27 protein-coding genes are annotated in these 25,107 nt (G+C 64.8%); 15 read left to right on the top strand and 12 right to left on the bottom strand.

Annotation, left to right across the window (positions count from 1 at the left end):
• The first annotated feature begins 118 nt into the window (after nt 1-118).
• Both KZ498_RS10355 and KZ498_RS10350 read left to right on the top strand, forming a co-directional pair.
• Nucleotides 119-1,582 (top strand): RtcB family protein, encoded by a 1,464-nt coding sequence (locus KZ498_RS10355; RefSeq protein WP_312619313.1) that lies wholly within the window; start codon nt 119-121, stop codon nt 1,580-1,582.
• Between the two features lie 55 nt (nt 1,583-1,637).
• Nucleotides 1,638-2,054 carry a universal stress protein gene (locus KZ498_RS10350; RefSeq protein ID WP_312618650.1) on the top strand — a complete coding sequence of 139 codons (417 nt, stop codon included), beginning with the start codon at nt 1,638-1,640 and terminating at the stop codon, nt 2,052-2,054.
• Nucleotides 2,055-2,066: 12 nt separating this feature from the next.
• Here KZ498_RS10350 and KZ498_RS10345 read toward each other — a convergent pair whose 3' ends face one another.
• Nucleotides 2,067-3,206 carry an acyl-CoA dehydrogenase family protein gene (locus tag KZ498_RS10345; RefSeq protein ID WP_312618649.1) on the bottom strand — a complete coding sequence of 380 codons (1,140 nt, stop codon included), beginning with the start codon at nt 3,204-3,206 and terminating at the stop codon, nt 2,067-2,069.
• A gap of 81 nt (nt 3,207-3,287) precedes the next feature.
• Between KZ498_RS10345 and KZ498_RS10340 the strand changes: the two genes are divergently transcribed.
• Nucleotides 3,288-4,082, top strand: a complete 795-nt coding sequence (locus tag KZ498_RS10340) for an RIO1 family regulatory kinase/ATPase (RefSeq protein WP_312618648.1) — start codon at nt 3,288-3,290, stop codon at nt 4,080-4,082.
• 16 nt (nt 4,083-4,098) lie between these two features.
• Here the strand turns inward: KZ498_RS10340 and KZ498_RS10335 are convergent, their stop codons facing one another.
• The 4 genes from KZ498_RS10335 to KZ498_RS10320 all read right to left on the bottom strand — a co-directional run bounded on the left by KZ498_RS10335 (nt 4,099) and on the right by KZ498_RS10320 (nt 7,886).
• Complete coding sequence (locus KZ498_RS10335) at nt 4,099-5,007, bottom strand: DMT family transporter (protein ID WP_312618647.1); 909 nt, start codon at nt 5,005-5,007, stop codon at nt 4,099-4,101.
• Between the two features lie 145 nt (nt 5,008-5,152).
• Nucleotides 5,153-5,644, bottom strand: coding sequence for an SRPBCC family protein (locus KZ498_RS10330; protein ID WP_312618645.1), 492 nt, complete (start codon nt 5,642-5,644; stop codon nt 5,153-5,155).
• A gap of 63 nt (nt 5,645-5,707) precedes the next feature.
• Nucleotides 5,708-6,964 (bottom strand): Glu/Leu/Phe/Val dehydrogenase, encoded by a 1,257-nt coding sequence (locus KZ498_RS10325; RefSeq protein ID WP_312618643.1) that lies wholly within the window; start codon nt 6,962-6,964, stop codon nt 5,708-5,710.
• A gap of 88 nt (nt 6,965-7,052) precedes the next feature.
• Nucleotides 7,053-7,886, bottom strand: a complete 834-nt coding sequence (locus tag KZ498_RS10320) for a CoA ester lyase (RefSeq protein WP_312618641.1) — start codon at nt 7,884-7,886, stop codon at nt 7,053-7,055.
• A gap of 128 nt (nt 7,887-8,014) precedes the next feature.
• On the opposite strand from KZ498_RS10320, the gene KZ498_RS10315 reads away from it, so the two are divergent.
• The gene (locus KZ498_RS10315; protein WP_312618639.1) at nt 8,015-8,464 is read left to right on the top strand and encodes a MaoC family dehydratase; all 450 of its coding nucleotides are present in this window, start codon (nt 8,015-8,017) and stop codon (nt 8,462-8,464) included.
• Nucleotides 8,465-8,493: 29 nt separating this feature from the next.
• On the opposite strand, the gene KZ498_RS10310 is transcribed toward KZ498_RS10315, so the two are convergent.
• Both KZ498_RS10310 and KZ498_RS10305 read right to left on the bottom strand, forming a co-directional pair.
• Nucleotides 8,494-8,877 (bottom strand): DUF5658 family protein, encoded by a 384-nt coding sequence (locus KZ498_RS10310; protein ID WP_312618638.1) that lies wholly within the window; start codon nt 8,875-8,877, stop codon nt 8,494-8,496.
• Between the two features lie 120 nt (nt 8,878-8,997).
• A complete protein-coding gene (locus KZ498_RS10305; protein ID WP_312618637.1) occupies nt 8,998-10,764 on the bottom strand; it encodes an acyl-CoA carboxylase subunit beta in 1,767 nt (588 codons plus the stop codon).
• 107 nt (nt 10,765-10,871) lie between these two features.
• Between KZ498_RS10305 and KZ498_RS10300 the strand changes: the two genes are divergently transcribed.
• Nucleotides 10,872-12,866: a PKD domain-containing protein gene (locus KZ498_RS10300; protein WP_312618636.1), complete on the top strand. Its 1,995-nt coding sequence runs from the start codon at nt 10,872-10,874 to the stop codon at nt 12,864-12,866.
• 11 nt (nt 12,867-12,877) lie between these two features.
• Here the strand turns inward: KZ498_RS10300 and KZ498_RS10295 are convergent, their stop codons facing one another.
• Nucleotides 12,878-13,753, bottom strand: coding sequence for a class 1 fructose-bisphosphatase (locus tag KZ498_RS10295; RefSeq protein ID WP_312618635.1), 876 nt, complete (start codon nt 13,751-13,753; stop codon nt 12,878-12,880).
• A gap of 271 nt (nt 13,754-14,024) precedes the next feature.
• Between KZ498_RS10295 and KZ498_RS10290 the strand changes: the two genes are divergently transcribed.
• Both KZ498_RS10290 and KZ498_RS10285 read left to right on the top strand, forming a co-directional pair.
• A complete protein-coding gene (locus KZ498_RS10290; protein WP_312618633.1) occupies nt 14,025-14,882 on the top strand; it encodes a 3-hydroxyacyl-CoA dehydrogenase NAD-binding domain-containing protein in 858 nt (285 codons plus the stop codon).
• A gap of 94 nt (nt 14,883-14,976) precedes the next feature.
• Nucleotides 14,977-16,125, top strand: coding sequence for an acyl-CoA dehydrogenase (locus tag KZ498_RS10285; protein ID WP_312618632.1), 1,149 nt, complete (start codon nt 14,977-14,979; stop codon nt 16,123-16,125).
• On the opposite strand, the gene KZ498_RS10280 is transcribed toward KZ498_RS10285, so the two are convergent.
• Complete coding sequence (locus KZ498_RS10280) at nt 16,122-16,376, bottom strand: hypothetical protein (protein ID WP_312618631.1); 255 nt, start codon at nt 16,374-16,376, stop codon at nt 16,122-16,124. The genes KZ498_RS10285 and KZ498_RS10280 overlap by 4 nt on opposite strands.
• A gap of 80 nt (nt 16,377-16,456) precedes the next feature.
• Nucleotides 16,457-16,747, bottom strand: a complete 291-nt coding sequence (locus tag KZ498_RS10275; protein WP_312618630.1) for a helix-turn-helix transcriptional regulator — start codon at nt 16,745-16,747, stop codon at nt 16,457-16,459.
• An 86-nt stretch (nt 16,748-16,833) separates the two neighbouring features.
• Between KZ498_RS10275 and KZ498_RS10270 the strand changes: the two genes are divergently transcribed.
• From KZ498_RS10270 to KZ498_RS10235, 8 genes are all read left to right on the top strand, one after another.
• Entirely contained in the window at nt 16,834-17,121 is a 288-nt protein-coding gene (locus tag KZ498_RS10270) for a hypothetical protein (protein WP_312618628.1), read from the top strand.
• Nucleotides 17,122-17,375: 254 nt separating this feature from the next.
• Nucleotides 17,376-19,691, top strand: coding sequence for an alkaline phosphatase PhoX (locus KZ498_RS10265; protein WP_312618626.1), 2,316 nt, complete (start codon nt 17,376-17,378; stop codon nt 19,689-19,691).
• A 63-nt stretch (nt 19,692-19,754) separates the two neighbouring features.
• Nucleotides 19,755-20,177, top strand: coding sequence for a hypothetical protein (locus KZ498_RS10260; RefSeq protein WP_312618624.1), 423 nt, complete (start codon nt 19,755-19,757; stop codon nt 20,175-20,177).
• A 259-nt stretch (nt 20,178-20,436) separates the two neighbouring features.
• Nucleotides 20,437-21,972 (top strand): TrkH family potassium uptake protein, encoded by a 1,536-nt coding sequence (locus KZ498_RS10255; RefSeq protein WP_312618623.1) that lies wholly within the window; start codon nt 20,437-20,439, stop codon nt 21,970-21,972.
• Between the two features lie 73 nt (nt 21,973-22,045).
• Nucleotides 22,046-22,402, top strand: a complete 357-nt coding sequence (locus KZ498_RS10250; RefSeq protein WP_312618622.1) for a hypothetical protein — start codon at nt 22,046-22,048, stop codon at nt 22,400-22,402.
• A gap of 61 nt (nt 22,403-22,463) precedes the next feature.
• Nucleotides 22,464-22,598, top strand: a complete 135-nt coding sequence (locus KZ498_RS10245; protein WP_312618621.1) for a hypothetical protein — start codon at nt 22,464-22,466, stop codon at nt 22,596-22,598.
• Between the two features lie 124 nt (nt 22,599-22,722).
• Nucleotides 22,723-23,601, top strand: a complete 879-nt coding sequence (locus KZ498_RS10240; RefSeq protein WP_312618620.1) for a shikimate kinase — start codon at nt 22,723-22,725, stop codon at nt 23,599-23,601.
• Nucleotides 23,598-23,891, top strand: coding sequence for a chorismate mutase (locus KZ498_RS10235; RefSeq protein ID WP_312618618.1), 294 nt, complete (start codon nt 23,598-23,600; stop codon nt 23,889-23,891). Before KZ498_RS10240 ends, KZ498_RS10235 begins: the two co-directional genes overlap by 4 nt.
• A gap of 190 nt (nt 23,892-24,081) precedes the next feature.
• Here the strand turns inward: KZ498_RS10235 and KZ498_RS10230 are convergent, their stop codons facing one another.
• Together KZ498_RS10230 and KZ498_RS10225 are read right to left on the bottom strand one after the other, a co-directional pair.
• The gene (locus KZ498_RS10230) at nt 24,082-24,468 is read right to left on the bottom strand and encodes a PIN domain-containing protein (RefSeq protein WP_312618617.1); all 387 of its coding nucleotides are present in this window, start codon (nt 24,466-24,468) and stop codon (nt 24,082-24,084) included.
• On the bottom strand, nt 24,465-24,710 hold the full coding sequence (locus KZ498_RS10225; protein ID WP_312618616.1) for an AbrB/MazE/SpoVT family DNA-binding domain-containing protein: 246 nt from the start codon (nt 24,708-24,710) through the stop codon (nt 24,465-24,467). Before KZ498_RS10225 ends, KZ498_RS10230 begins: the two co-directional genes overlap by 4 nt.
• Between the last annotated feature and the right edge of the window lie 397 nt (nt 24,711-25,107).

Genomic DNA, 25,107 nt, shown 5'->3' with positions numbered 1-25,107 from the left:
GCGATTCAGCCTGTCGCCGCCCGTTCGGCTGTCGGTTTTTATTCCCCGTATGGGAGTGCCAGCCGGTCCCGGGCCACCGTGAGGTTCAAACCCTCCATGCGACTACGCTATGACAGCAATGGTACTCGAACTGTCGGGCGAACACACCACGGCGCGGGTGATGGTCGACGACGTATCGCTCGTCGAGGCGGGGTGTCGGGAGCAGATCGAGACGCTCATCGACCATCCCGCGTTCACCGAGCCGGTCCGGATCATGCCGGACACGCACTGGGGGGCCGGCGCGCCAATCGGCTTCACGATGCCGCTGGGCGAGCGCGTCGTCCCCAACATCGTCGGCGTCGACGTGGGCTGTGGGATGGCTGCGACGAACCTCGGGCCGGAGCTCCCGCTGGAGGACGCCGAGCGCGAGCGCCGCGTGCGCGAAGCGGTCCCGATGGGGCGGTCGGTCCACGACTACGACGACGCCGCCCATCTAGTCGAGGCGTTCCCGTTCGAGCGCGCGAACCGCGTCTTCGAGCAGCTCGACGCGGCGTACGCCGAGCGCTTCGGCGAGCACATCGACCCCGTCGAGTTCGACTTCGACGGCTACGACGGGGACTACTTCGAGTCGCTGTGTGACCGCGTCCTGGCCGACCAGCGCCAGGGCATGAGGTACATAATCAGGAGCGCGGGGACGTTAGGCGGCGGGAACCACTTCGTCGAGTTCGGCCGGGCGCGCGAGTCCGGCGACTACTGGCTGGTCATCCACAGCGGCTCCCGTTATCTGGGCAAGTCCGTTGCCGAGTACTGGCAGTCGACGGCGACGGACCGTCGGACCATCGGCGAGATACGCGAGCAGATCCCCGAGGAGTACGTCGAGTACCTGAAGTTCGACCCGGACACCGTCGAATCGCGAGACCTCTACGCCTGGGTCACCGGCGGCATGGGCGAGTCGTACATCCGGAAGGAGCGCCTCCGCCGCGAGCTGGACGGCAAGGAAATCGAGGACGCCTTCGACGCGCTGGGACAGGTCCAGGACGCCATCCACAGCAGCGACGACGAGGACCGCAACACGGACCTGGACTGGCTCGAAGGCCGCGAGTCCCACGGCTACCTCGTGGACATGCTGTTCGCCCAGCAGTACGCCCGCTGGAACCGGGAGCTGATGAGTGACGCTATCTGCGACGCCCTCGGAGTCGAGCCCGTCGACAGCTTTCAGAGCGTGCACAATTATATAGATTTCAGGGACCTCACCATCCGCAAGGGGGCGACTCCGGCACGCGAGGGCCAGCGGCTGCTGATTCCGTTCAACATGGCCGAGGGGTCGGTCATCGCGCGGGGGAAGGGCAACGACGAGTACCACCAGACTGCTCCTCACGGCGCGGGTCGCGTGATGAGCCGCCGGCAGGCACACAGCGATGTCGACATGGACGAGTTCGCCGCGGCGATGGACGGCGTCTACTCGGAGTCCGTCATCGAGGGCGTCCGCGACGAAGCGCCGATGGCGTACAAGGACGCCGAGGCCATTCTCTCGGCCATCCGACCGACGGCGGATGTCGTCGAGTACGTCGACGCAGTCCACAATCTGAAGGCGACGGAGTAGGCGAACCTGTTAGTCTGGCAGAAAGTGATTTGCGGGCGAAGGCCTTCTATCCCGTATGACCATTCTGGTGGCTATCGCCAACGACTCGGTCTCCGCGGCGGTCATCGATACCGCGGTGCGACTCGCCAACGGGCTCGACGAGGAACTGTACGTCGTCCACCTCGTCGACGAGGACACAGCCGACGGCACGGCCAAACAGCTCCGGGACGAGATGCGCGACCGGTTCCGCGGCGCCACCGTCGTCTCGACGGTCGCTATCGAACACGTCGGTCGGTCCGCGATGCGTTCCGGCACACGAGTCGGCAACGAACTGCTCGAACTCGCGGCCGACGTTGACGTCCGCCACATCGTCATGGGCCACGAGCCGAAGGGGCTGACCGGCAGAATCCGGGAGGGCGACGCGGCGGTCGCTGTCATCGATGCCGCCGACGTGCCGGTCACTATCGTCCCCGACACGCCTGACGACGTGTGAGCGCCGGTATCGTTACAGGCCCAGTTCCCGGCCGAGCACCATCCGCTGTATCTCGCTCGTCCCCTCGCCGATTTCCATGAGCTTCGCGTCCCGGTAGAACCGCTGGGGGGCGAAGTCCGTCGTGTAGCCGTAGCCGCCCAGCACCTGGACGGCGTCCTCCGCGACCTCCCGGCAGATCTCGCTGGCGTCGAGCTTCGCCAGCGAGGAGAGACGCGTCACGTCCGCCCCCTGGTCGTACATCGTTGCAGCCTTGTGAGTCAGCAGGCGAGCCCGCTCGATTTTGCGGTCCATCTCGACGATTTTGTCCCGGATGGCGTCGAACTTCGAGATGGGGCGGTCGAACTGTTCGCGTTCGGTGGCGTAGGATTTCGCGGCCTCGAAGGCCCCCTGTGCCAGCCCCGTCGAGAGCGCTGCGATGGAGATTCGTCCGCCGTTGAGCGTCTTCAGCGTCTGTTCCCAGCCGTCGCCCTCCTCGCCGAGCAGGCGGTCCGCGGGAATCCGGCAGTCGTCGAACTGGAGCTCGCAGGTCGGCGAGGCGTTCAGCCCCATCTTCTCCCACTCAGTCGTCACCGCCCAGCCGTCGTCTTCGGGGGCGACGATGAACGTCGAGATGCCGTCGTAACCGGCCTCGGGGTCGGTGACGGCCTTGACCAGCACCGAGCCGGCGACGGACGCGTTCGTGATGAACTGCTTGGTACCGTTTAGCACGTACTCGTCGCCGTCCCGCTCGGCCGTCGTGTCCATGTCGCTTGCGTCGCTCCCGCTGCCCGGTTCCGTCAGCGCCCAGGCGCCGAGTTGTTCGCCGGACGCGAGCGGTGTGAGCCACCGCTCCTTCTGGGCGTCCGTGCCGAACAGCTCTATGGGCTTGCTCCCGAGCGAGGTATGGGCCACGTACGAGAGCCCGATGCTCCCGGAGACGCGCCCGAGTTCCTCGGCTACGAGCGCATACATCAGCGTGTCGCCGCCCAGACCGCCCCACTCCTCGCTGATGGGCACACCCATCACGTCCAGGTCGCCGAGTTCCTCGAATATCTCCGCCGGAAACCGGTGTTCGTCCTCGATATCCTGGGCTATCGGCCTGATCTCGTTCTCGCAGAACTCGCGGACCGAATCTCGGATCATCCGGTGTTCGCCGGGAACCTCGAACTCCATACCGGTCGTAGGCCCCGTGTGACTAAATACCACGGGGGCAGACACAAGCCATTTGCCCGTCCGCGGCGTTCCTTAGGGGGAATGGCGTTCCGTCGACTTCTCCGCGGGACGGTCCCCTGGAAGCAACTTGAAGGCGTGGTGCGGGCGGTCATCGAGCGATACGACGAGCCCGCGGCTCACGTGGCGTTTCTGGAGGCGAACAACTGGCTCTCGACGCCGCTGGTCGTCAACGACCAGTGGTTCGTCAAAGTCATCACGGGGCAGAACTCGCTGGTCCACACGCTGCTTACTGCCGGCCGCAACATCGGCGCGTTCTCGTCGGGGACGGAGGGCTTTTTCGAGCACTTCGGGACGCCCTACGAGATGGCGGAACACGAACTGGCGGCGACCCGGCGGATGCGGGAGATCGGCGTCAACGCCCCCGAACCAATCGAGGCGTTCGAGTACGACGGGATGGGGGTGCTCGTGCTGGAATACATCCCCGACTTCGAGACGCTCGACAATCTCCCGGCCGAGACCGTCGAGCGACACAGCCCGACGGTGTTTGACTTCCTCCACCGGATGCACGAGGACGGCCTGGCCCACGGCGACTTCCGCTGTGAGAACGTGCTCGTGGCCCACGACGACCTGTACTTCATCGACGCTACGAGCGTCCGCGAGGCGGCGATAAGCGACGCCCGCGCGTACGACCTGGCCTGTGCGCTGGGCGCGCTGGAGCCGCTCATCGGTGCGCCGGCCGCCGTCGCCGCCGCCGCACGCCACTACGATACGTCGGAGCTGCTGGCCGCCGAGGAGTTCCTCGATTTCGTCAACATCCGCCCGGACCACGACTTCGCAGCCGCGGAGATCCGCGGGGCCGTAGAGAAGCGCGCGTAGGACGGCTGGACCGGTGTCAGTCCGTCGGCGTCGCCCCGACCGCCCGGCTTCTGGCGACGACGCCGATGCCGACGAGCACGACGGCCCCGCCGGCGACGGTCGACGGACCGGGCGTCTCCGCGAGCAACAGCAACGCAAGCAGCGCGCTCCCGACCGGTTCGCCCAGCAGCGAGACGCTGACCATGCTGGATTCGACGTGTGCCAGCGCCCAGTTGAGGACGGTGTGGCCGAACACGCCGGGGCCGACGGCCATCGCCAGAAACAGGGCCCACTCGCGGGGCGGGTAGCCGGTCACGGGGTGGCCCGAGGCGACGACGAAGACGAGGAGAGATATCGCGGCGACGCCGTAGACGACGGTCACGTAGGGTATGAGGGGGAACCGCTGGCGGAGCGAGCGCCCGGCGAGCACGTAGCCGGCGGCCATGACGCCGCCGACGAGGGCCAGGACGTTGCCGTACAGCGGGCGCGGGCCGACGGCCCCGCCCCCGAGCAGTTCGCCGATGGACATCACGACGATGCCCCCGATGGCGACCAGGATACCCACCGTCGTGCCGCGCGTGACCCGTTCGTCCAGCAGCGCCCACGCCCCAACGGCGACGAACAGCGGCTGACACTGGACCAGCGTGACCGACGCCGCGACACTCGTCCACGCCAAGCTCTCGAACCACGCGGCGAAGTGAACTGCGAGCGCAACTCCCGTCGCCCCGGCCGCCAGGACGTCCCGACGGGAGAGTCGCCCGAACGCCGACCGATGCCGGCCCAGCGCCAGCGGGGCCAGCAGCGCGGTGGTCAGCAGGACGCGGTAAAAGGCCGCGACCGACGCCGCGGCCGCGCTCCAGCGGACGAGAATCGCGCTCGTACTGACCGCGAGCACGGCGACGGCCAGCGCGATTCGCGGGTCAATTCGCGGCTCGGTCACGCCCATTTCGCCCCGTTGTGGCGCGGAGACACCACGGCCTCGTCAGTCACTGCGACGGCGCGTCCACTCATCCTGTGGCAGTATCCGACACGGGAATAAAGAGACACCGGAGACCATAGTCGGGGCCGCGCCGTCCCCGGGCGAGGGTGTGTTACCCTTCGAGCAGTTCCCTCGTCTTCCGATGGCGGTACCGGAACATCGGCTCCATCCCGAGACAGCCGAACGGGCCAAGCGCCCGGCCCAGCGGCCCGCCGGGCAGTTCGAACTCGACGTGGTCGTGGACGAGCGTCTCCCTGTCGCTCAGCGCCCGGAAGGTGTGGGTGTGCTCCCAGTGGGGGAACGGCCCCTCCTCCATCACGTCGCGGAACATCGCCTCGTCCTCGTCCTCGCCCTCCTCGCGCGCGACGATGTTCGAGACCCAGCGCTGGCGCGGCGGAATCCCGAAGGGCTTGATCGAGGAGACGACGACCGACCCGGCGGTCAGCTCTTCCGGGTCCGGTTCGCCGTCCGGCCCCCGCTCCTCCTCGATGCGGATGTTCATCCAGTCGGGGGTCAGCGCGACCAGCCCGTCGCCCGTCGCGTGGAACTTCCAGACCTCGGACAGCGGGGCCTCGACGCGAACCTGCCGCTCGTATACGTCCATACCCACAGTAGGGGAAGCGTCGGCAAAACACCCGCGATAGACGCGACCGATGCCGGGACCGAGTCAGGGCCAGATGCCGCCTTCCTCGGCGGCCGCGACGACGCGCTGGATGGCGACGACGTACATCGCCGTCCGGAAGTTCGGCGCGCCGGTCTCCTCGTAGGTCTCGACGAGGTCGTCGAACGCGTTCGTGATGATGGTCTCCAGTTCGCTGTTGACGCGCTCTTCGGACCAGTAGAACCGCTGGCGGTTCTGGACCCACTCGAAGTACGACACCGTGACGCCGCCGGCGTTGGCCAGGATGTCGGGGAACACGGCCACGTCGCGGTCCGTGAGGACGTCGTCGGCGTTCGGCGTGAGTGGGCCGTTCGCCGCCTCCACGACTATGTCGGCCTGCACGTCCCGTGCGAGGTCACCGTTGATGGCGTTTTCAAGCGCCGCCGGCACGAGCAGGTCCACGTCCATCGTCAGCAGGTCCTCGTTCGTCAGCTCCTCCGTCGCGCCCCCGTAGCCGGTCAGCGACCCGGTCTCGCTTTTGAACGCCTTCGCCTCGCGTGCGTCGAACCCGTCGGGGTTGTAGACGGCACCGGACGAGTCGGACGCTGCGACGATGTTCGCGCCGAGGTCCTCGATGAGTTTCGCCGACACGGAGCCGGCGTTCCCGTAGCCCTGTACGGCCACCGTCGCGTCCTCGATGTCCTTTCCGAGGTAGTCGAACGCCTCACGGGCGGTGAGCATCACCGAGCGGCCGGTCGCTTCGACGCGGCCCGCACTGCCGCCCGACTCCGGGGCTTTGCCGGTGATGACGCCGGGTTCGGTCGTGTTCTCCAGCGTCTCGTACGTGTCTTTGATCCAGTTCATCTCCCGCTGGCCGGTGTTGACGTCGGGCGCGGGGATGTCCTGGTCCTCGCCGATAATCGGCCGGAGCTCCTTCGCGAACGACCGCGTTATCCGCTCGATCTCGCTGGCCGAGAACTGGCGCGGGTCGATCTCGATGCCGCCCTTCCCGCCGCCGTAGGGGATGTTGACGGCGGCGCACTTGTACACCATCCAGCCGGATAGCGCTTTGACCTCGTCGCGTGTGACCTGCGGGTGATAGCGGATACCGCCCTTGTACGGCCCCCTGTCACCGTTGAACTGCGACCGGTAGGCTCGAAACACTTCGACGGAGCCGTCGTCCATCTCCACCGAGAGGTTCGTCTCCAGCACCCGCTCGGGGTGTTTCAGCCGTTCGAGGACGTCGGTCGAATATTCGAGGTAGTCCGCCGCGTCGTCGATCTGCTCCTGTAGACTTTCAAATGGGTTAACCTCGGGAGACATACGAACAATGACTCGCACTGTGGGCAAAAGGGTACCGCCGTCCATGGGATTGCCCAGCCACAGGAATACCCACAACGGAACTACGCCCTCACTCGCGGTCGATACCGGCGCGCTCGAGAACTCGTATCGCCTGTTTGATCTGTGGTGCGTCGACCATCTCTCCGTCGACGACGAACACGCCACCATCGGCGGCGTCTCGGGCATCGAGTATCCGCTTCGCCCACCTGACCCGTTCCTCGTCGGGCGTGAACGTCTCGTTGATGACCGCGACCTGGGCGGGATGGATAGCGAGCTTCCCGTCGTACCCCAGCTCGACGGCCTCCCGTGCGTCAGACCGGAGCCCGTCGAGGTCGTCGAACGCCGGGTAGTGGGTGTCGATGGGCGACACGCCGGCCGCCCGGGCTGCGAGGACGACGTGCTGGCGCGCGTGGCTCACTTCCCGCCCGCCGGTCGTCCGCGTCGCGCCGATGTCGCCGGCGAGGTCCTCGGCCCCGAACACCAGCGCGTCGGTCGCGGCTGCCGTCGCGATATCCTCGGCGTGCAGGACGCCCGCCGCCGACTCCACCAGCGCCAGCACTGGACAGTCGACGCCGCGGGACTCCAACAGCGATGCCAGTCTCCGGACGTCCGACCCGCTACTCGCCTTCGGGAGCATCACGCTGTCCGGGGCGGGCCCGTCGAGGACGACCGCGAGGTCGGCTTCGGCCCCTGACTCGACAGGATTGACCCGGACACACACCTCGGGAGACGCGGGCATCACGTCGGCCAGCGCCTCGCGGACCGTCTCTCGTGCCGCCGACTTGGCGTCCGGAACGACGGCGTCTTCGAGGTCGTACACGATCACGTCGGCCTCGCTCGCGGCGGCTTTCCGCAGTTTCTCCCCCTCATCGCCCGGGGAGAACAGGACACTTCGGCGGGCCATATCAATCCTACGTCCGCATCCGTAGTAAGTGATTGGCGCCTCGCCAGACACCGCAGGAGTCCACGGCGACTGTCACTGTGACGCGGGACGCCCCCACGGCTAAGAGCCGCCCGCATCTGTGCTCACCTATGCCCGGCAAATACTACGAGGAGTTCACTGCGGGGGAAACCATCGCCCACGAGAAGCGCCGGACCATCAGCGAGAGCGACAACCAGCGGTTCTGTGACCTGACGATGAACCAGCAGCCACTGCACCTCGATGCCGAGTTCGCCGCCGAGACGCAGTTCGGCGAGCGCGTAGTCAACGGCCTGTACACGATGTCGCTTGCAGTCGGACTGACGATACCCGATACGACCGACGGAACGATCGTCGCGAACCTCTCCTACGGCGACGTCGAGCACCCGGCACCGGTCGTCCACGGCGACACGATACGCGCGGAAACGACGGTCCTCGACAAGCGGCTGACCAGCGACGAGGACCGGGGAATCGTCACGATGCAGGTCGACGCCTACAACCAGGACGACACGCTCGTCTGTACGTTCGAACGGACGGCGCTGGTCCAGCGAGCGGACGAGTGAATCGCCGGGCGGGACACAGCCCGAACCGACTACAGGCTAAGCAGGAGCGCGGCGTTGATCACGACGGCCCCCGCCCACGGGAGCGCGATTCCCAGCGGAACGACGACACCGCGCTGTTCGCTCAGCTGCCGGCGTGTCAGCCCCGCCAGCCCCAGAACGCCGACCTTCGTCAGCCCGAGAGCGGCGATACCGAAGGTCTCTATCGCGGCCCGCATCACGGGATTGCCCTCGTGCAGGCCGTGCTGGAGGCCGATGTGTGTCAGCCACACGTCGACGACGAGCGTGGCGACGACGACCAGCCACAGTTCTCGCTCGACGGCCGCGATTTCGTCGAACAGGGCGTTACACCAGCCGTCGATGGTCCCTATCGAGACCGTTCGGTCTGTCGTGAACACGGCACCCTCCGCGACCACGCCCCCACGTGGTCTGTGTCGAAGTTTCCGGGAAGCGTATTAGCTACACACCGCGTACTGGTGAAACAGAGCGATTAGGGACTGTTTACTGCCCCAGAAGCGTGATATGCGGGGTCCGGGTCAGAGAATCGTGCCGTGTTTCTTCTCCGGTCGGTCCTTCTCGACGTCCTCGTACAGGTCGAACCGGGCCGCGACCTCGTCGCGCAGGTCGCCCGGCGGCACGATCTCGTCGACGACGACTTCGCTCGCCATCCGGTGAACGTCGATGTCCTCGCGGTACGACTCGCGGAGTTCCTGCTCCCGCCGGGCGCGCTCCTCCGGGTCGTCTATCGCGTCCAGCTTGTTCGCGTACACCGCGTTTATCGCGGCTTCGGGGCCCATGATGGCGATTTCGCTCCCCGGGAGCGCGAGGGTCGCTTCCGGGTCGTAGGCGGGGCCTGACATGGCGTAGATGCCCGCGCCGTAGGCCTTCCTGACGACGACGCACTGCTTCGGGACGGTGGCCTGCGAGGTGGCGTAAATCATCCGCTTGCCGGCCTCGAGGATGCCCTCCTTTTCGACCGACGAGCCGGCCATGAACCCCGGCGTGTCACAGAGGTACAGGAGCGGGATGTCGTAGGCGTCACAGGTCCAGACGAAGCCGGCGGCCTTGCGGGCCGAATCGGGGAATATCGCGCCGGCCCGCTGGCTGGGCTGGTTCGCGACGATACCGACCGGTCGGCCGTCGACCCTGGCGAACCCGGTCAGCACCTCGGTCCCGTACTGCGCCTGCAGTTCGAAGAAGGAGTCGGCGTCGACGACGCGTTCGATGACCCGGCGCATGTCATAGCCCTTGTTCGGCTCGGCGGGGATGACCGAGTCGAGACCAGCGGGGTCGACCGCGGGAGCGGTCCCCTCCCTCTGTGGCGGTTTCTCGTCGGCGTTGTCGGGCAGGTAGGTGATGAGCTGGGCGACCAGCTCCCGGGCATGTTCCTCGTCGTCGGCGACCAGGTCCGCACTGCCGGAGTGGCGGGCGTGCAGGTCTGGACCACCGAGTGTTTCGAGGTCGATATCCTCGCCGGTGACCATCTCGACCATCCGGGGGGAAGCGATCGCCAGCGCGCTCATGCCCCGGACCATGACGGTGAAGTCAGCGAACACCGGCGTGTAGGCCGCACCGGCGATACACGGGCCATAGAGCACGCATATCTGTGGGACCGCGCCCGAGAGCAGCGAGTGGTTGTAGTAGAACTTCCCGATGCCCTCGCGGTTCGCGAAGAAGCCCCGTTGCTGGTCGATCCGGCCGCCGGAGGAGTCGACCAGATACAGCAACGGCTGGCCGCTCTTCAGTGCACGCTCTTGTAGCCGAAGGAACTTCTCGACGCCGTGGCGGGCGATGGACCCCGCCTTGACTGTGTAGTCGTTGGCGGCGACGTGTACCTGTCGGCCGTCGAAAGTTCCCGCGCCGGTGACGAGGCCGTCGGCCGGCAACCGGTCGTCCTCGTCGTCGGCCACGTCGGGACTGTCGGGATGCCACGAATCGAAGTTCGCGAACCGCCCGTCCTCGAAGTCCAGGCCGCCGTCGCCGAACCAGAGCTCGAGCCGGTCGCGGACGAACAGTTTCCCCTGCTCGGCGAGGCGGTCCCGGTACTTCTGTGGGCCGCCCCGCTCGATGTCGTCGATTTCCTCCCGGAGACGCTTCTCACGTTCCGTTGGTGCGGCATTTGTTGTGTCCTCGTCTGCAGCCGTGTCCGGGTCCTGACCCTCGTCAGTTACCTCGCGGACGAGCGTCGGGGTCTCCTCGTCGCCGACGTACACTTCGACGGTTCGGCCGGTGTGTTCGGCGACGGCGGCCGCGATGGCCGATGCCTCGTCGCGCGTGGCCCCGTCCGCGATATGGACTCTCATGACAGGACCAACGGTCCCGGGGGTCACAGTAGTTGCCCCGCCTGCGATTATCACCTCTCGTAATGGTGGCGTACAATTGATAGTGGGTGCCGGAGTAGCCCCACGCGATGAGTGACACCGGCGACTCCCGGGAGACAGCTGTGTCGTTCGGGGGGCAGCGCCGGTGGCTCCCGCTTCTCGTTTTGCTCGTTGCGGTGCCGCTGGTTGCGTCGATGGCAACGGGGACAGTCGCGGCCGAAGACACCGAGCCGCCGGAGTGGGGGAACGCGACACGAGGCGACGACACGACCATCGAACTCACCCTGTACGACGACACCTCGGTAAACACGAACTCAATTCAGGCGGACGACTTCCGGCTGACTGCGGGACGCGTCGAGAACGTCTCTGTCAGCTCTATCAGCGCAGCGGAAGGCAACAAGAGCGGGGCGCGCGTGTCGCTTCTCCTCGCGGACAAAATAGACCAGAACAACGTGACCATCAGCCTCCGGGCCACCGGCAACATCACGGATGGCGCGGGCAACGAACTCCCGGACGAGTCGGTCACCGTGACCGGGATGGACGCCGTCACCCCGAAGTACAAGGATTTCAACGTCACCCGGGTCAACAGTTCGACCGCCGAGATCGTCGTCGAGACACACGAGCGGCTGGGCCAACTTCGTATCTCCGTCGGCGGGCCATCACTCGACACGCTCAACATCTCCGGGTTCACGGAGCGAACCGGTAACACGGCCACCTACACCCGGGAGTACACGTTCACCGAGGAGGGGGAGTACTCGCTGCTGCTGATGTCGGTGACCGACAGGAACGGGAACAACAACTCCTTCAGCCGACAGCGGACGTTCCTCTATGACGGGTCCGCCCCGAACGTCACCGTCGCCGGCCCGGGGAACGCGACCGTCGGGGAGCAGGTGACCTTCTCCGCAGCGGGGACGACGGACGACCAGGGCGTCGAATCTATCCAGTGGCAGGTGGGGGGCGACACGATTCTGACCGGCGAGAACATCACCGTGGCCTTCGCATCGCCCGGCAGTCACGAGGTCACGGCGACGGCCACGGACCCGTTCGGGAACACGGGGCAGGTGACCAGAATCGTGTCCGTGGGCGGGCCGGGAGCCGGCGGGAACGTGACCGTGCGGCGGGTGAACGCGACGACGGCGAACGTGTCGGTCAACGGGACCGGCCAGCCACAGCGTATCCAGCTCGATTCGGGCGCGCTCGTCAGCGGTCAGAACGGAACGCTACTCCGGATGGCGGCGGCGTTCCCGCGTAACGAGTCCGCTACGCTCACCGTCCGCTTCCGCCGCCCCGCGCCGTCGTTCGCGGCTGCGACCGGCCACACCGGCGTCGGCCGGTTCGACGTCGACCACGGCTCTGTCCCGGCCACGGACGCGACGTTTACTTTTACCGTGGACCGGCCCACGCTGGCAGCGGCCGGCGTGGAGCCCGCCGCCGTGACACTGTTCCGGAACGCCGGCGGGTGGACGCCACTGGCGACTGACGTGGTCGGTCGGACCGACTCACACATCGTCTACCGGGCCGACTCGCCGGGCCTCTCGACGTTCGTCGTGGGAATCGAACGGGAGACGGCGGAGGACACGGAGACGGAGACACCAACCGAGTCAGAGACGCCGACGCCCGAACCCGAGACGGCGACGGAAGCGGCCGGGCAACCGGACATCGTGGTCACGAACGCCACGGCCGTCCCATCGGCGCTCGGCCCGGGTGAACGGACCGTCATCACCGTCGAACTGGAAAACAGGGGCACCGCGAGCGGCGACCACCGGGTCGTCGTCTCGCTCAACAGGTCGGTACTGGCGACGCGAACGGTCACGGTCCCTGCCGGCGAGACACGAACGACGGAGTTCGCGCGCTCGGTGCCCGAGACCGCCACCGGGAACCTGACCGTCGACGGGCGACGCGTCGGGAACGTGACGGCCGCCGACGACGGCCTTCCGATTCCGGCGCTGCCGTCGGTCGGGGTTCCGAACCCGCTCTCGCTGTGGCCCGACGGCATCGTCGGAACGGTACTGGGCGGGTTACTGGGCGTCGCTATCGGGCTGTACGGCGTTCTCAAAGCGCTGGCGATCTATCTCGGGTACTGAGCCCCGCGCCGTCAGTCGGTAGTCGCCTCGAGCCGGTCGATGAGGTCGTCGTTTCCGAGATACAGCGGCGTCCGCTCGTGTAGCTCGTCGGGCTCGACCTCGAGTAGCGACGTGTCGCCGTTGGAGGACCGGCCCCCGGCGGATTCGAGGATGTAGGCCATCGGCTGGCCCTCGAACTGGATCCGGAGTTTCCCCTCGGGACGTGACTCCAGTGCGGGGTAGGAAAAGATACCGCCGTAGGTGAGTACCTGATTGATGTCTGCGACCATCGCCCCGCCGTAGCGGAGTTTCAGCTCGTGGCGGATCTCCTCGGCGTAGGACTCGAACTCCTCGGTCCAGGAGTCGACGCCGCCGCCGAACCCGAACACTGTGGGGTCGTCCGGGACCGTCACTTCGTCGTCGACGACCCGCTTGTCACCGTCTTCGAGGATGTACTCGCGGACGCGGCCCTTCCGGGCGACGACCATCGAGGTGATCGGGCCGTAGATGACGAAACCGGCGGCGAGCAGGTTGGTGCCGACCGTCGGCGGTCGCTCGCTGTAGACGCCGAAAATCGTCCCCATCCCGCTGTTGGGCTCGAGGTTGCTCGACCCGTCCAGTGGGTCCATCGCGACGTGGAGACGACCGTCTGTCGTTTCCACGTCCGCGCGTTCCTCGCTGGCGTAGCTGGCAACCCCATCGACGTCCAGCAGCCGCTGCTCGAACAGTTCGTCGGCTCGCAGGTCTGCCGCGAGCTGGTCGTCGCCGGTGGGGTTGACGGAGTCGCTCTGGCCACGGTGGTCAGCGATAGCGCGGCGGACGTCCGGTGTCGTCGCGGCGATGGTTTCGATGACTTCCGTGACTGTCTGCTCGGCTTCTGTGGTCGAGATGTCGAGTGACTTACTCATTTGTCAGATGTAGGGGCAGAGACTGGCCATTCGGTGACCAGTCGAATTTGTCTCCGAGCCTGCTGCCCGCAGGGTCTTTCATCATCAGTCCGTTCTCCGGCACACCATAAGTATCTTTTTGCTGACATTTACTACATTTCGAGTGAATCTTCGGCCTGGCAGGCGTCGTTTGCCGCTAAGTGTGTGACCGGCTCGCTCGGCGGAATCCCGCTACCCGCGACGGGCCGCTTCCGTCGGCAGACTTACACGACCGCCGGACGAAAGTGGGACCATGCACCTCGAAGCAGTCGATACCGTCGGCGTCGTGGGGGCCGGGACGATGGGCAACGGCATCGCCCAGGTGGCGGCGACGGCCGGCTACGACGTCGTCATGCGCGACGTGTCAGAAGAGCTGGTCGCCGCCGGGTTCGATGACATCCAGGCGAGCTTCGAGACGCTCATCGCGCGCGAGACAGTGACAGAACAGGAGGCCGAGGCCGCACGGGCCCGTATCACGGGAACGACCGAGATGGACGACCTCGCAGGTGCCGACCTCGTCGTCGAGGCCGTGACGGAGGACATGGAGATCAAGCAGTCGGTGTTCGAGGAGCTCGACGCCGTCTGCGGGCCGGATGCGGTGCTTGCCAGCAACACGAGCACGCTGTCGATTACGACCATCGCCAGCGCCACCGACCGGCCCGGACAGGTCCTCGGACTGCACTTCATGAACCCCGTCCCGGTGATGAAAGGCGTGGAACTCGTCGTCGGTGAGAAGACCAGCGACGAGACGGTGACGCTGGGCCGGGAGTTCGCACACGACATCGGCAAGGAGACCTGGGCGGCCGACGACAAGCCCGGCTTCGTCGTGAACCGCGTGCTGATGCCCTGGATAAACGAGGGCATCCGGGCCTACGACGAGGGTGTCGCCGACAAGGCCGACATCGACCGCGGGCTCACCCTCGGAACAAACGTCCCGATGGGGCCGCTGGAACTGGCCGACCACATCGGCCTCGACGTGGTGCTCGACGCCTCCGAAACGCTCCACGAGGAGCTGGGCGACCGCTACAAGCCGGCGTATCTCCTCAAACGGAAGGTCGCGGCGGGCGACCTCGGGAAGAAGTCCGGCCGTGGCTTCTACGACTACGACTGACGGCGTTCGGTGACAGCGGCGCGTCGAGTACGATACCCAGCAACGGGCCGGGCGTTGGCGAACAGTAAAGACCCGACCAACGCTAGAGCCGGACATGGATTTCAGCCCCACACAGGAACAACGCCAGATACAGGACATGGTCGCGGAGTTCGTCGACGAAGAGGTCAAGCCGCGGGCGGCGGAGATAGACGAGACCGACGAGTTCCCGTGGGACCTCGTCGACGAGATGGCCGATCTGGGCCTGATGGGCATGCCGATTCCGGAAGCCTACGGCGGGGCCGAACTGGACTACCACAGCTACGCGATGGCCCTCGAAGAGATTTCCCGGGGCAGTGGCGGGCTCGGCACGATCGTCGCCGCACACATCTCGCTGGCCTGCAACATGATATACGAGTTCGGCGACGAGACACAGAAAGAGACCTTCCTCACGCCGCTGGCCGCAGGCGAGGAAATCGGCGCGTTCGCTCTCTCCGAGGCGGGCGCGGGCAGCGACGTGCCGGCGATGGACACCACCGCCCGACCGGTCGACGGCGGGGACGCCTATCTGGTCAACGGCGGCAAGCTCTGGATATCCAACGGGTCCGTCGCCGATACCGTCGTCCTGTTCGCCAAGACCGACCCCGAGGCCGGCAACAAGGGCATCTCGTCGTTCATCGTTCGCCCCGAAGAGGACGACGGCTTCATCGTCGAAGGGACCGAGCACAAGCTCGGCGACAAGGGGTGTCCGACGGCGGAGCTGCGGTTCGACGACATGCGGATTCCCGCGGACCGCCGACTCGGCGAGGAAGGCCGTGGGTTCGTCCACGCGCTCAAGACGCTCAACGGCGGGCGAATCACCATCGCGGCCCGCGGCGTCGGTATCGCCCAGGCCGCGCTGGACGAGGCCCTGCGCTACGCCCAGGACCGCGAGCAGTTCGACCAGCCCATCAGCGACTTCCAGGCTATCCAGCACAAGCTCGCCGACATGGACACGAAGACCCAGGCCGCCCGCCTGCTGATGCACCAGGCGGCCGATAAGAAGATGGCCGGCGAGTCCTTCGTCAAGGAGGCCGCCCAGGCCAAGCTGTACGCCTCCGAGGTGTCCCGCGAAGTGGCGAACGAGGGCATCCAGGTCCACGGCGGCTACGGCTACACGAAGGACTTCCCGGCCGAGCGGTTCTACCGCGACGCCAAGCTCAACGAGATCTACGAAGGGACCAGCGAGGTCCTGCGCAATACGATTGCCAGCGAGCTCCTCGATTAGGGTACTGAGAGGAGCCCTTCGACGACGACCGCACGGGTAAAGTAGAACGGTTTTCCGTTCGCACGGTGGCGGTTCGCGCTGACGGTTCCGAGCGCGAGGAACACCACCACGCCGACGGTCCCGGCGACCGTTCCGACGATTTCCGACGGCTGGATGGTCGTGCGAGCGAACACGTACGTTGCGACACCGGCGAGCACCGCGAACGGGAGGGCGTCCAGAGCTGCCAGGAGGAGTGACCGAGACAGTGACATGGCTGTATTCTGTGGCTGACTGCTAAAAAAGAATATCCCCACGCCGGGAGAAATCCATCAGGGACCGACAGTCTGTGGCGTCAATCGTCCTCGTCGAGCGCCTCACGCATCCACTCGAACTGGTCCCGGAGCCGTCGCTTGCCGGCGTCGGTCAGCGAGTACTTGTCGGCGATGCCGTCCTCGCGGTGTGCGACGAACCCGGCCGACTCCAGCGCGTCGAGCGCGCCGTAAAAGCTCTTGGGTTCGATTCGCGTCCCGTAGCGGCTTTCGAGCCGCGTCTTCAGCCGCTGACCGGAGAGTTCCCCGTCCTCGGCGGCAGCCAGCAGGACGCACATGTCGCGCCGGCGGCCGCTCTGGAGCAACTTCGCCATGGGCATCGCTGGTACTCCGGTCGCTTCGCGTTTGCGGTTTCGGTCGGACCGTCAGGTTCGCATACCCCCGTTCCCTAGAGCCGCCGATGACCGACTCCGAACTCCCCGTCGAGGCGTCGGCCGACGGTATCACGGGCACCTACCGAGAGACGGACGAGGAACGGCTACTGATCTTCGAGAGCGACAGCGGGAGCGCCGCGGTCGCCCAGAACATCGAGGGGTACGCCATGCTGAAGGTCCGGCCGACTGCTGACGGCGACGAACTGGAGCGGTACTACGGCTTCGACATGGCACTCGACCACGCGGCAGAGTTGCTGGGCGTGTCCCCGAACGCGCTTCCGGTACCCGATGCTGCGGCCGATATGGGAATGTAGCCACCGGTCGCCGGCAGATACGTGTTGATTGACAAATCAGACCCCTGTTTTGTCAGGTACTATTTATATAATCTCTGTGAACCTTCTCCTCTACCGGCGAGGGAAATCGAATGAGAACCATGAATTTTCACGGGTATTAGCGTCTCTTGTTACTATATATCGTTCCAAACAGTGACACCTGCTATATATAAGTAAGTAGTATATAATGAACTAGTATAAAAAATTTTAAAATACCCCTTCTTTGTCGAGTCTGCATGGTCGACTTTACTCGACGGCAGGTACTCTCGCAATCGGTGGCGGCTGCGCTTGGGGCCAGCGTCATCGGCGTGGCAAGCGGTGAAGAGGTCGAAGAATCCGATACTCCCGGCGCACCGAGTGTCGAGGGGGAGCTCAAGCGCTTCTCCACGACGGCGTTCGGTGCCGAGGTGACGGGGCCGTTCGTCTTCCAGGACGGGTCACTGCTGTACAGCCTCCAGCACCCCGAAGAGGAGAACCCGGACCCGTTCGGCACCGCCGGAATCGGGTATTTCAGCGGCTTCCAGTTCGAACTCGACGGGAACAACGACGACTTCGACGAGCTGTCGACGCCACAGACCGAGGCAGAACAGCGCCGGGTCCGCTCGGGCAACGGCGACTACACGGTCTTCGCCCAGGGCCGGGACGAGATCAACGGCGGCGAGGAGCGTCTGGGCGTCACACAGACGCCGGACGGCACCGACATCACGCTGGACAATTTCGAGGGGACACAGTACGGAGCCGCCGCGACGAACCCCGACTGCAACCAGTTCGTCCCGACAAACGAGGCGGGGACCGAAGGCTACCTGTTCACCAACTGGGAGAACAGCCCGGGCAACGTCAGCCGAATCCCGCTGAGCCAGACAGAGGACGGCGAGTGGGAGGCCGACCTTGTAAACGCCATCAATCTGGCGAACACCGAACCACTCCGCGAGCTCGGCGGCACGCGGATCAACTGCTATGGCGACCTCAGCCCGTGGAACACGATGATCTCCTCAGAGGAGAACTACGCCCACCCCCGCGTCTCGTTGACCAATCAGGTCGGCGACATTCTCGACGCGGGCACTGGGAAGGGAATCGTCGGCGGGGCGCAGTTCTGGAACCGACCGAACCCGAACGGCATCCAGAGGGCCGTCGATGACTATTACGGCGACGAGTCCTGGGGTATCCAGGGGTACTGGGCGCTGACCGGCGTGGAGTTCCTCGCGTACTATCTCGGTGCTGAGCAGGCTGACCAGACCGACTACCTCAACACAATCGAGCCAATCGCCGACGTGTACCCGAACCCGTACCGCTACGGCTACCACGTCGACTTCCGAGAGCCAGCAGCTGACCCGCCACAGCCGGTCAAGTACTACGTGATGGGGCGGGCGTCCTGGGAAGCGCCGAACATTCAGGCCGACGAACAGACCGCCTACGGCTGTTCCGACGGGGACAGCAAGGGCATCTACAAGTTCGTCGCCGACGAGCCCATCCCGAGCTACGAGGACCCGATGGAGGTGTCGGGCACGCTGTACGCCCCGAAGATCACCAACCCACAGGCCAACGCGTCCAGGGTCGGCACGCGGAAGTCACCGGCGCAGTATCCGCTGGAAGTCGAGTGGATGCCGCTTGGCTCCGCGAGCAACGCGGAGATCGAGGAGTGGATCGCCGAATACGACGACGTCACGCAGGCCGACTACCTCGAAGCGCACGCCGAAACCGACTGGGAGGACGACCTCGAAGCGGCCCTCGAAGAAGCCGACCGGGCTGTCGTCGAGAACGGGAACCAGAACTACATCACGAACGAGGAGATAGTCGAGTGGGCCGACCAGTACTACTCCGAAGGCCCCGACAACGTCGACGAGGAGCTCCGCCGCGTTCCGTTCCTCGAGACCCGCGCGGCCGCCAAGGAAATCGGCGCGACCATCGAGTTCAACAAGGCAGAGGGCGTCGACAGCAAGGACGGCGCCGGCCCGGGCGACCCGGTGTACTTTGGCATCTCCGAGTTCAACGACGACCTGGCGGACGACACCGGCGACATCCAGATGGACCGCGTCGACGGCGGAATCGTCTACCGCGGCGAACTGGAGGAGGACTACAACATCTCGACGCTCAAACCGGTCATCGTCGGCCCGGACTTCACCGACGAGCCGGAAGACGCCGACGACGCGCTCCGCAACGTCGACAACGTCTACGTGATGGACGACGGCCGCGTGCTCTGCTGTGAGGACGGCTTCGGCGGCCCGGCGCGGTCCTATCCCAACGACGGCCTGTACGTCTACGAGCCACCGGCATCCGAAGAGGAGCAGACCGAGGACGGAGACGACGGGACCGAAGGTGGAGACGACGGGACCGAGGACGGAACCGACGGGACTGAGGGTGGTACCGAAGAAACCGAAGACGGCACCGAACAGACTGAGGACGGTACCGAAGAAACCGAGGACGGTACCGAAGAAACCGAAGACGGCACCGAACAGACTGAGGACGGTACCGAGCAGACCGAGAACGGAACCGACGAGACTGAGAGCGGTACCGACGGCAACGAGAGCGACGGCAACAGCAACGGTAACTAAGGAGGCGGGTCGACGACGCAGCACCGCTCGGGCGACACAGACTACAAATATTTCCACCAATACATGGCTCAGACCGACAATTCAAACACTGTGACTGATTTAGAGACGTATCGCGAGTACATCCTCGGCGTGCGAATCACCGAACGAACCACGGCCGACGGCGAGGGCCGGTATCGGTTCGAGGCCCCCGACCACCAGGGCATCGAGTTCGATGACCCCGAGATGGCGACGCTGTACGCCGACGTGTACTTCGACGTGAACGGGTTCCAGGAAGCCGGAACCGGCGAGCGCGGCGTTCCGCCGACGGTTATCCAGGCCGGCCGGGACACGCTCGTCGCCTACTTCCTCACACAGGACGGCGTCGACATCCACTGGGCCGCGTCGTTCTACGGCGAGAAACCGGAGAAGATCGAGCGGTACGTCGCACGCGTCCGCAAGCGGTCGAAGAAGATCCGCGACGGGGCGAGAGAACAGGGCCACGCCTGAGAGACGACTCTGTTTGCGCCGCCGCGTAAAGATAGCTCGTCTGGACGGTGTGTCTCGTTCACTGAATCCAGGAATTCCGAAGGGAAGAGCCTCACCAGACGCCACGACTGCGTACGCGTACTCTGTGCGCTGTCAGGAGAACTTGGAACCCATCAAACCAACGCTGTTCCCGGGAAAATTCGCCAGAAGCGGCGCTGTCGGAACGTGAGGCTTTTTCATATCCGGAGTGTGAGCGTCTGTTAATGGTCGGTGTTCAGTGATGTCGATTCGCGTCGACTGGCGACAGAGCGTCGCCTTGACCGGCACTGTGATCAAGTATCTCGCCGTAGCAATGCTGGTCCCGCTGGGGATCAGTCTCCTGTACGGAGACGATACCGTTGTCTTCCTGATCTCTATCGCGATTGCCATCACGTTCGGCGTGGCGCTGGAGCGAGTCAGCGACGGCCACGACCTCGGGCCACGTGAAGCGCTGTTGTTCGTCGGTCTCTCGTGGGGTGCCGTCGCGGTTATCGGCGCGATTCCCTACGTCATCGCCGGGTACGGGACCGAATCGGCGCTCGGCCAGCCCGTGAACGCGCTGTTCGAGTCGATGTCCGGGTTCACGACCACCGGAGCGACGGTCACCGAGGAGATATCGTTTGCCCGCCACTCCCACGCGCTGTTGATGTGGCGACAGGTCACCCAGTGGCTCGGCGGGATGGGTATTATCGTCCTGATGGTCGCTATCCTTCCGGAAGCGGCTGTCAACGGCGCACAGTTGATTGAATCGGAAGCGCCCGGCCCCGAACTCCAGAAGCTGACCCCGAAGATAGCCGAGACTGCGCGGCTGCTCTGGCTGTTCTATCTGGGCTTTACCGTCCTGCTCGTCCTCATTCTGCTCGGTCTCCATTACACGGGATACGCCCCGAACATGAACGCTTACAACGCCGTCGCACACGGCTTCACGACGCTGCCGACGGGTGGATTCTCGCCACAGGCTGCCAGCATCGCGGCGTTCTCACCGGCCGTCCAGTGGGTCATCATTCCGTTCATGCTCGTCGCCGGGATGAACTTCGCGCTGTTTTACCTGCTGTTGGAGGACGACTACGCTGCCTTCCTCCAGGACCGCGAACTCCAAGCGTACCTCGGCGCGAACGCCGGCATGGCGGTCATCCTCTGGGGGCTTCTCTTTACCGGGTCCGCTCCGCCGCTTGAGCTCGGCGGCGTCACCCAGGGGGCCGTGGAGAACTCGCTCCGGCAGGCGACCTTCCAGGTCGCCTCGCTGCTGAACTCGACTGGATACGCGACGAGTAATTTCGTCGACTGGGGCAACACTGCGAAGGGACTCCTGCTTTTCACGATGTTCATCGGCGGGTCCGCAGGGTCGACCGGTGGCGGCATCAAGGTCGTCCGGTGGCTCGTCGTCCTCAAGGGTATCCGACGCCAGCTGTTCACGACAGCCCACCCAAGCGCCGTCAAACCGGTTCGGCTCGGCGGGCAGGTCATCGGGGAAGACGTTATCAACGCCATATACGGATTCACACTGCTGTACCTGCTCGCGCTCGGTGCCGCGACAGTGCTTCTCCTCCTCGATGCAGGCCGTGTCGGGCTCGAACTGACTGTCCTCGAGGCTGTGAGTGCGAGCCTGGCGACAATCGGAAACATCGGCCCCGGGTTCGGGTTCCTGGGGCCGTTCGGGAGCTACCTCGACTTCCCGGACACCAGCAAACTGCTGATGATATTCCTGATGTGGATCGGTCGCCTGGAGATTATTCCGGTGTTCGTGATCTTCACCGGTGCGTTCTGGAACGAGTAACGGCGGGCCACTCGCTGCGCCGGTCGTTCTATTCCCCAGTTCAGTTATGTAGGTCCCCGACGGAGGTGTCGATATGTCCAGTCCTGAAAACGGACCGACACCACCCGAGGGGGTTCCGGACCACGTGGCGGCGGAACTGCCCCAGTTGACTCCGGATGAGCTCCGCAATACGATACTCTACGCGCAGGAACTGCTGCAGTTCCACGACGAGACGGAATCGCCGGTGGAGCCAAGTCCCAATGAAGACATCATCCGGGCAACCGAACGCGACGGCTACACTGAGGTGGTAAAGCGGACTACCTGTGCCGAGGGCTGTGATGACTGTCCACACGGCCCGTATCTCTACCACGTCAAAGAGGAGTCCCGACCTGAAGGCGGAACGAAGGTACGCTGGCTGTTCCTCGGCGAAGTGTATCCTGACGAAGAGTGAGGGCGGGAGGTGCCCGTGCCGCTCCCGAACCACTATACCGTCCCCGATTGACTCTCTCGGTATGACACACCTCACCGAACAGTTCGAACATCCGGCCTGGCTGACAGCCGCCGGGACGCTGGCCGGCTACGGTCTCGTCCTCCTGTTTATGTTCCTGCTTCTGTTCGTCGTTCCGTACCTCCTGTTCCCGGCCTGAGCGGAGCCAGTACCGCCTGACCCGGCTCGTATCGAATGCTACGCAGTCGCTGTGGCAGCCACAGCCCACGCGACCCACAGGGGTATCGCAGTTAGTAAATAGGTCCGGGAGGGAGTACACGTCGATGGAAGGGAAGGCAGCAGCGCCGGCAGCAGGGACGGTCCTCAACGCGCTCGCGACCGGCCGCGGTGCGGCGTTTGCTATCGACGAGTACACGACTGCAACCGTCACGCTCTCGACTGAGACCGACGGCGTCACCGGCGAGGTCGCCGGCGCTCCGGACGCCGACACGCGGCTCATCGAACGGTGTGTCGAGTACGTCATCGACGCCCACGGTGGCCCACAGAACGTCGGTGTCCCGGCAGTTTCCGGCGGAAACGTCCGCACGGAGAGCGAGGTCCCGATGGCGTCGGGCCTCAAAAGCTCCAGCGCGGCCGCAAACGCGGCTGTCATGGCAACGCTCGACGCGCTCGATGCGACCGAGCGGATGAGCCGCGAAGACATGGCCCGCCTGGGCGTCATGGCCGCCCGCGACGTCGGCGTCACTGTCACCGGGGCCTTCGACGACGCGTCGGCGTCGATGCTTGGCGGCGTCACTGTCACCGATAACGAGGACGACACGGTCCTGGCCCGCGAGGAAATCGACTGGGACGTACTCGTCTGGACGCCGCCGGAGCAGTCGTTCAGCGCCGACGCGGATGTCGACCGGTGCCGCCAGATCGCGCCGATGGCCCGCCTCGTCGAGGACCTCGCGCTCGACGGCGACTACCAGCGGGCCATGACGGTCAACGGCCTCGCGTTTTCGGCCGCACTGGACTTCGAGACGGACCCGGTACTCGACGCGCTCGGGCACGTCGAGGGCGTCTCGCTGTCCGGGACAGGCCCGTCGTTTACCGCCGTCGGCGAACGGGCAGCACTCGAAGCCGTACAGGACGCCTGGGACGAGCGACCCGGCGAGACCTGGCTGACGACGACACAGACCGAGGGAACACACATAGTATGAGCACGAACCCGAACCCAGAGGACATGTCGCTGGACGAACTGCGCGACGAGATCCGGACTATCGACCGCGAGATCGTCGAGAAGATCGCACAGCGAACCTACGTGGCCGACACCATCGCACAGGTCAAAGACGAGAAGGGGCTGCCGACCACCGACGAACAGCAGGAACAGGCCGTGATGGACCGGGCCGGTGGTAACGCGAAGCAGTTCGACGTCGACGCGAACCTCGTGAAAGCCATTTTCCGGTTGCTTATCGAACTGAACAAGGTAGAGCAACGGGAGAGTCGGTAGGGGAAAAGACGGGTGTTAGAGCGGTTCTAGCCACGTACTGGTGTAGTGTGGTGTCAGTTCTCGAGCACCTTGGGAATTTTTGGTCTCGACGAGCAACCGGAAGATCCGACCAAATCTATCGCACTCGGGGTCACGACAATGGCTACGAGCATCACGCCTCGTTCGGGTGGTGCTCTCTCCTCAGTCCGAGTTATTCCTCGTCGGTCGGTTCAAGCGGGACTCGTTCTACCTCGATGTCTTCGTAGTCTTTCTCGGAGGAGAGGACGTCCATCCCCCGCGTTTCCGCAGTCGCTGCGTGGAACGCTTCGAACGGCGTCATTCCCTCGTCGTAGTAGTTGACGGCTTTCAGCACGACCTGTTTCTCTTCCTCGTTCCGCACGGGGACGAGTTCGAGCAGGTTCGCCACCAGCGGAACGTAGTCGAACTCGTAACGTTCCCGAGCGAGGAGGAGTTCGAGGTACGAGAACGGTGACGTTTCGACGTCGTACTCCACGAGGGCGTCTTCTGTGGAGCCCTGTAACCAATCGGAATCTTTGGCGAGTGCGAGCACAAAATCCGTCTCGACGTACACCGTCATCTGTCGCCGCCGGCTTCCTCAGCTTCGTTTTTCGCTTCTGCCTCGATGTCCTCTCGAATTTTTTCGACGGATGCATCGTGAAGCTCACCTGCCGCTTCGCGGACAGCGGCGAGTGGGTCGTCCGCGACCGGAATCAGCTCAAGTCTATCCTCGTACATGACGATATGATACTTCTGGCCGTACTTCTCGCGCACCTCCTTCGGGATGTACAGCCGTCCCTGTGCATCCGTCTCTGCTGACATAGAGAAGACTATGATACCATAGACAAAGAATCTTACCAATAGAGTGTAGTTGATGGTGACCACAAAACCGTTTCACTAGTGTGTATGGTGTATTTTATTTATCTGAACAAAGTTGAACAAAGAGATTAGATAGCTGAATTTAACCGTTTCAATGCTTCTATTGCGGTTCGGGTTGCAAAATTCTCTTCCGGTAGTTGTTCTTTCGTTCCTGGCTCGGTGAACGACGATATAGATTCGTCGGTGTCAGGGACACGGATTCAAAACAGAATTTGGGGCGAGTGACGAGATGTGTGAGGGCACTTGCTCACGAAGCAATTAACTGTCGAGAATCGCTACTCGGTCGATACGTCTAGATAATCATCGTTCAGTAGTCTGTCAGATAACAGGCGTCGCGAGC

The sequence above is a fragment of the Haloarcula sp. 1CSR25-25 genome (assembly GCF_032027985.1).
GTDB lineage: Archaea > Halobacteriota > Halobacteria > Halobacteriales > Haloarculaceae > Haloarcula.
Note: the sequence above shows the minus strand (reverse complement) of the source record. Positions and strands in the feature narration are given on the sequence as shown.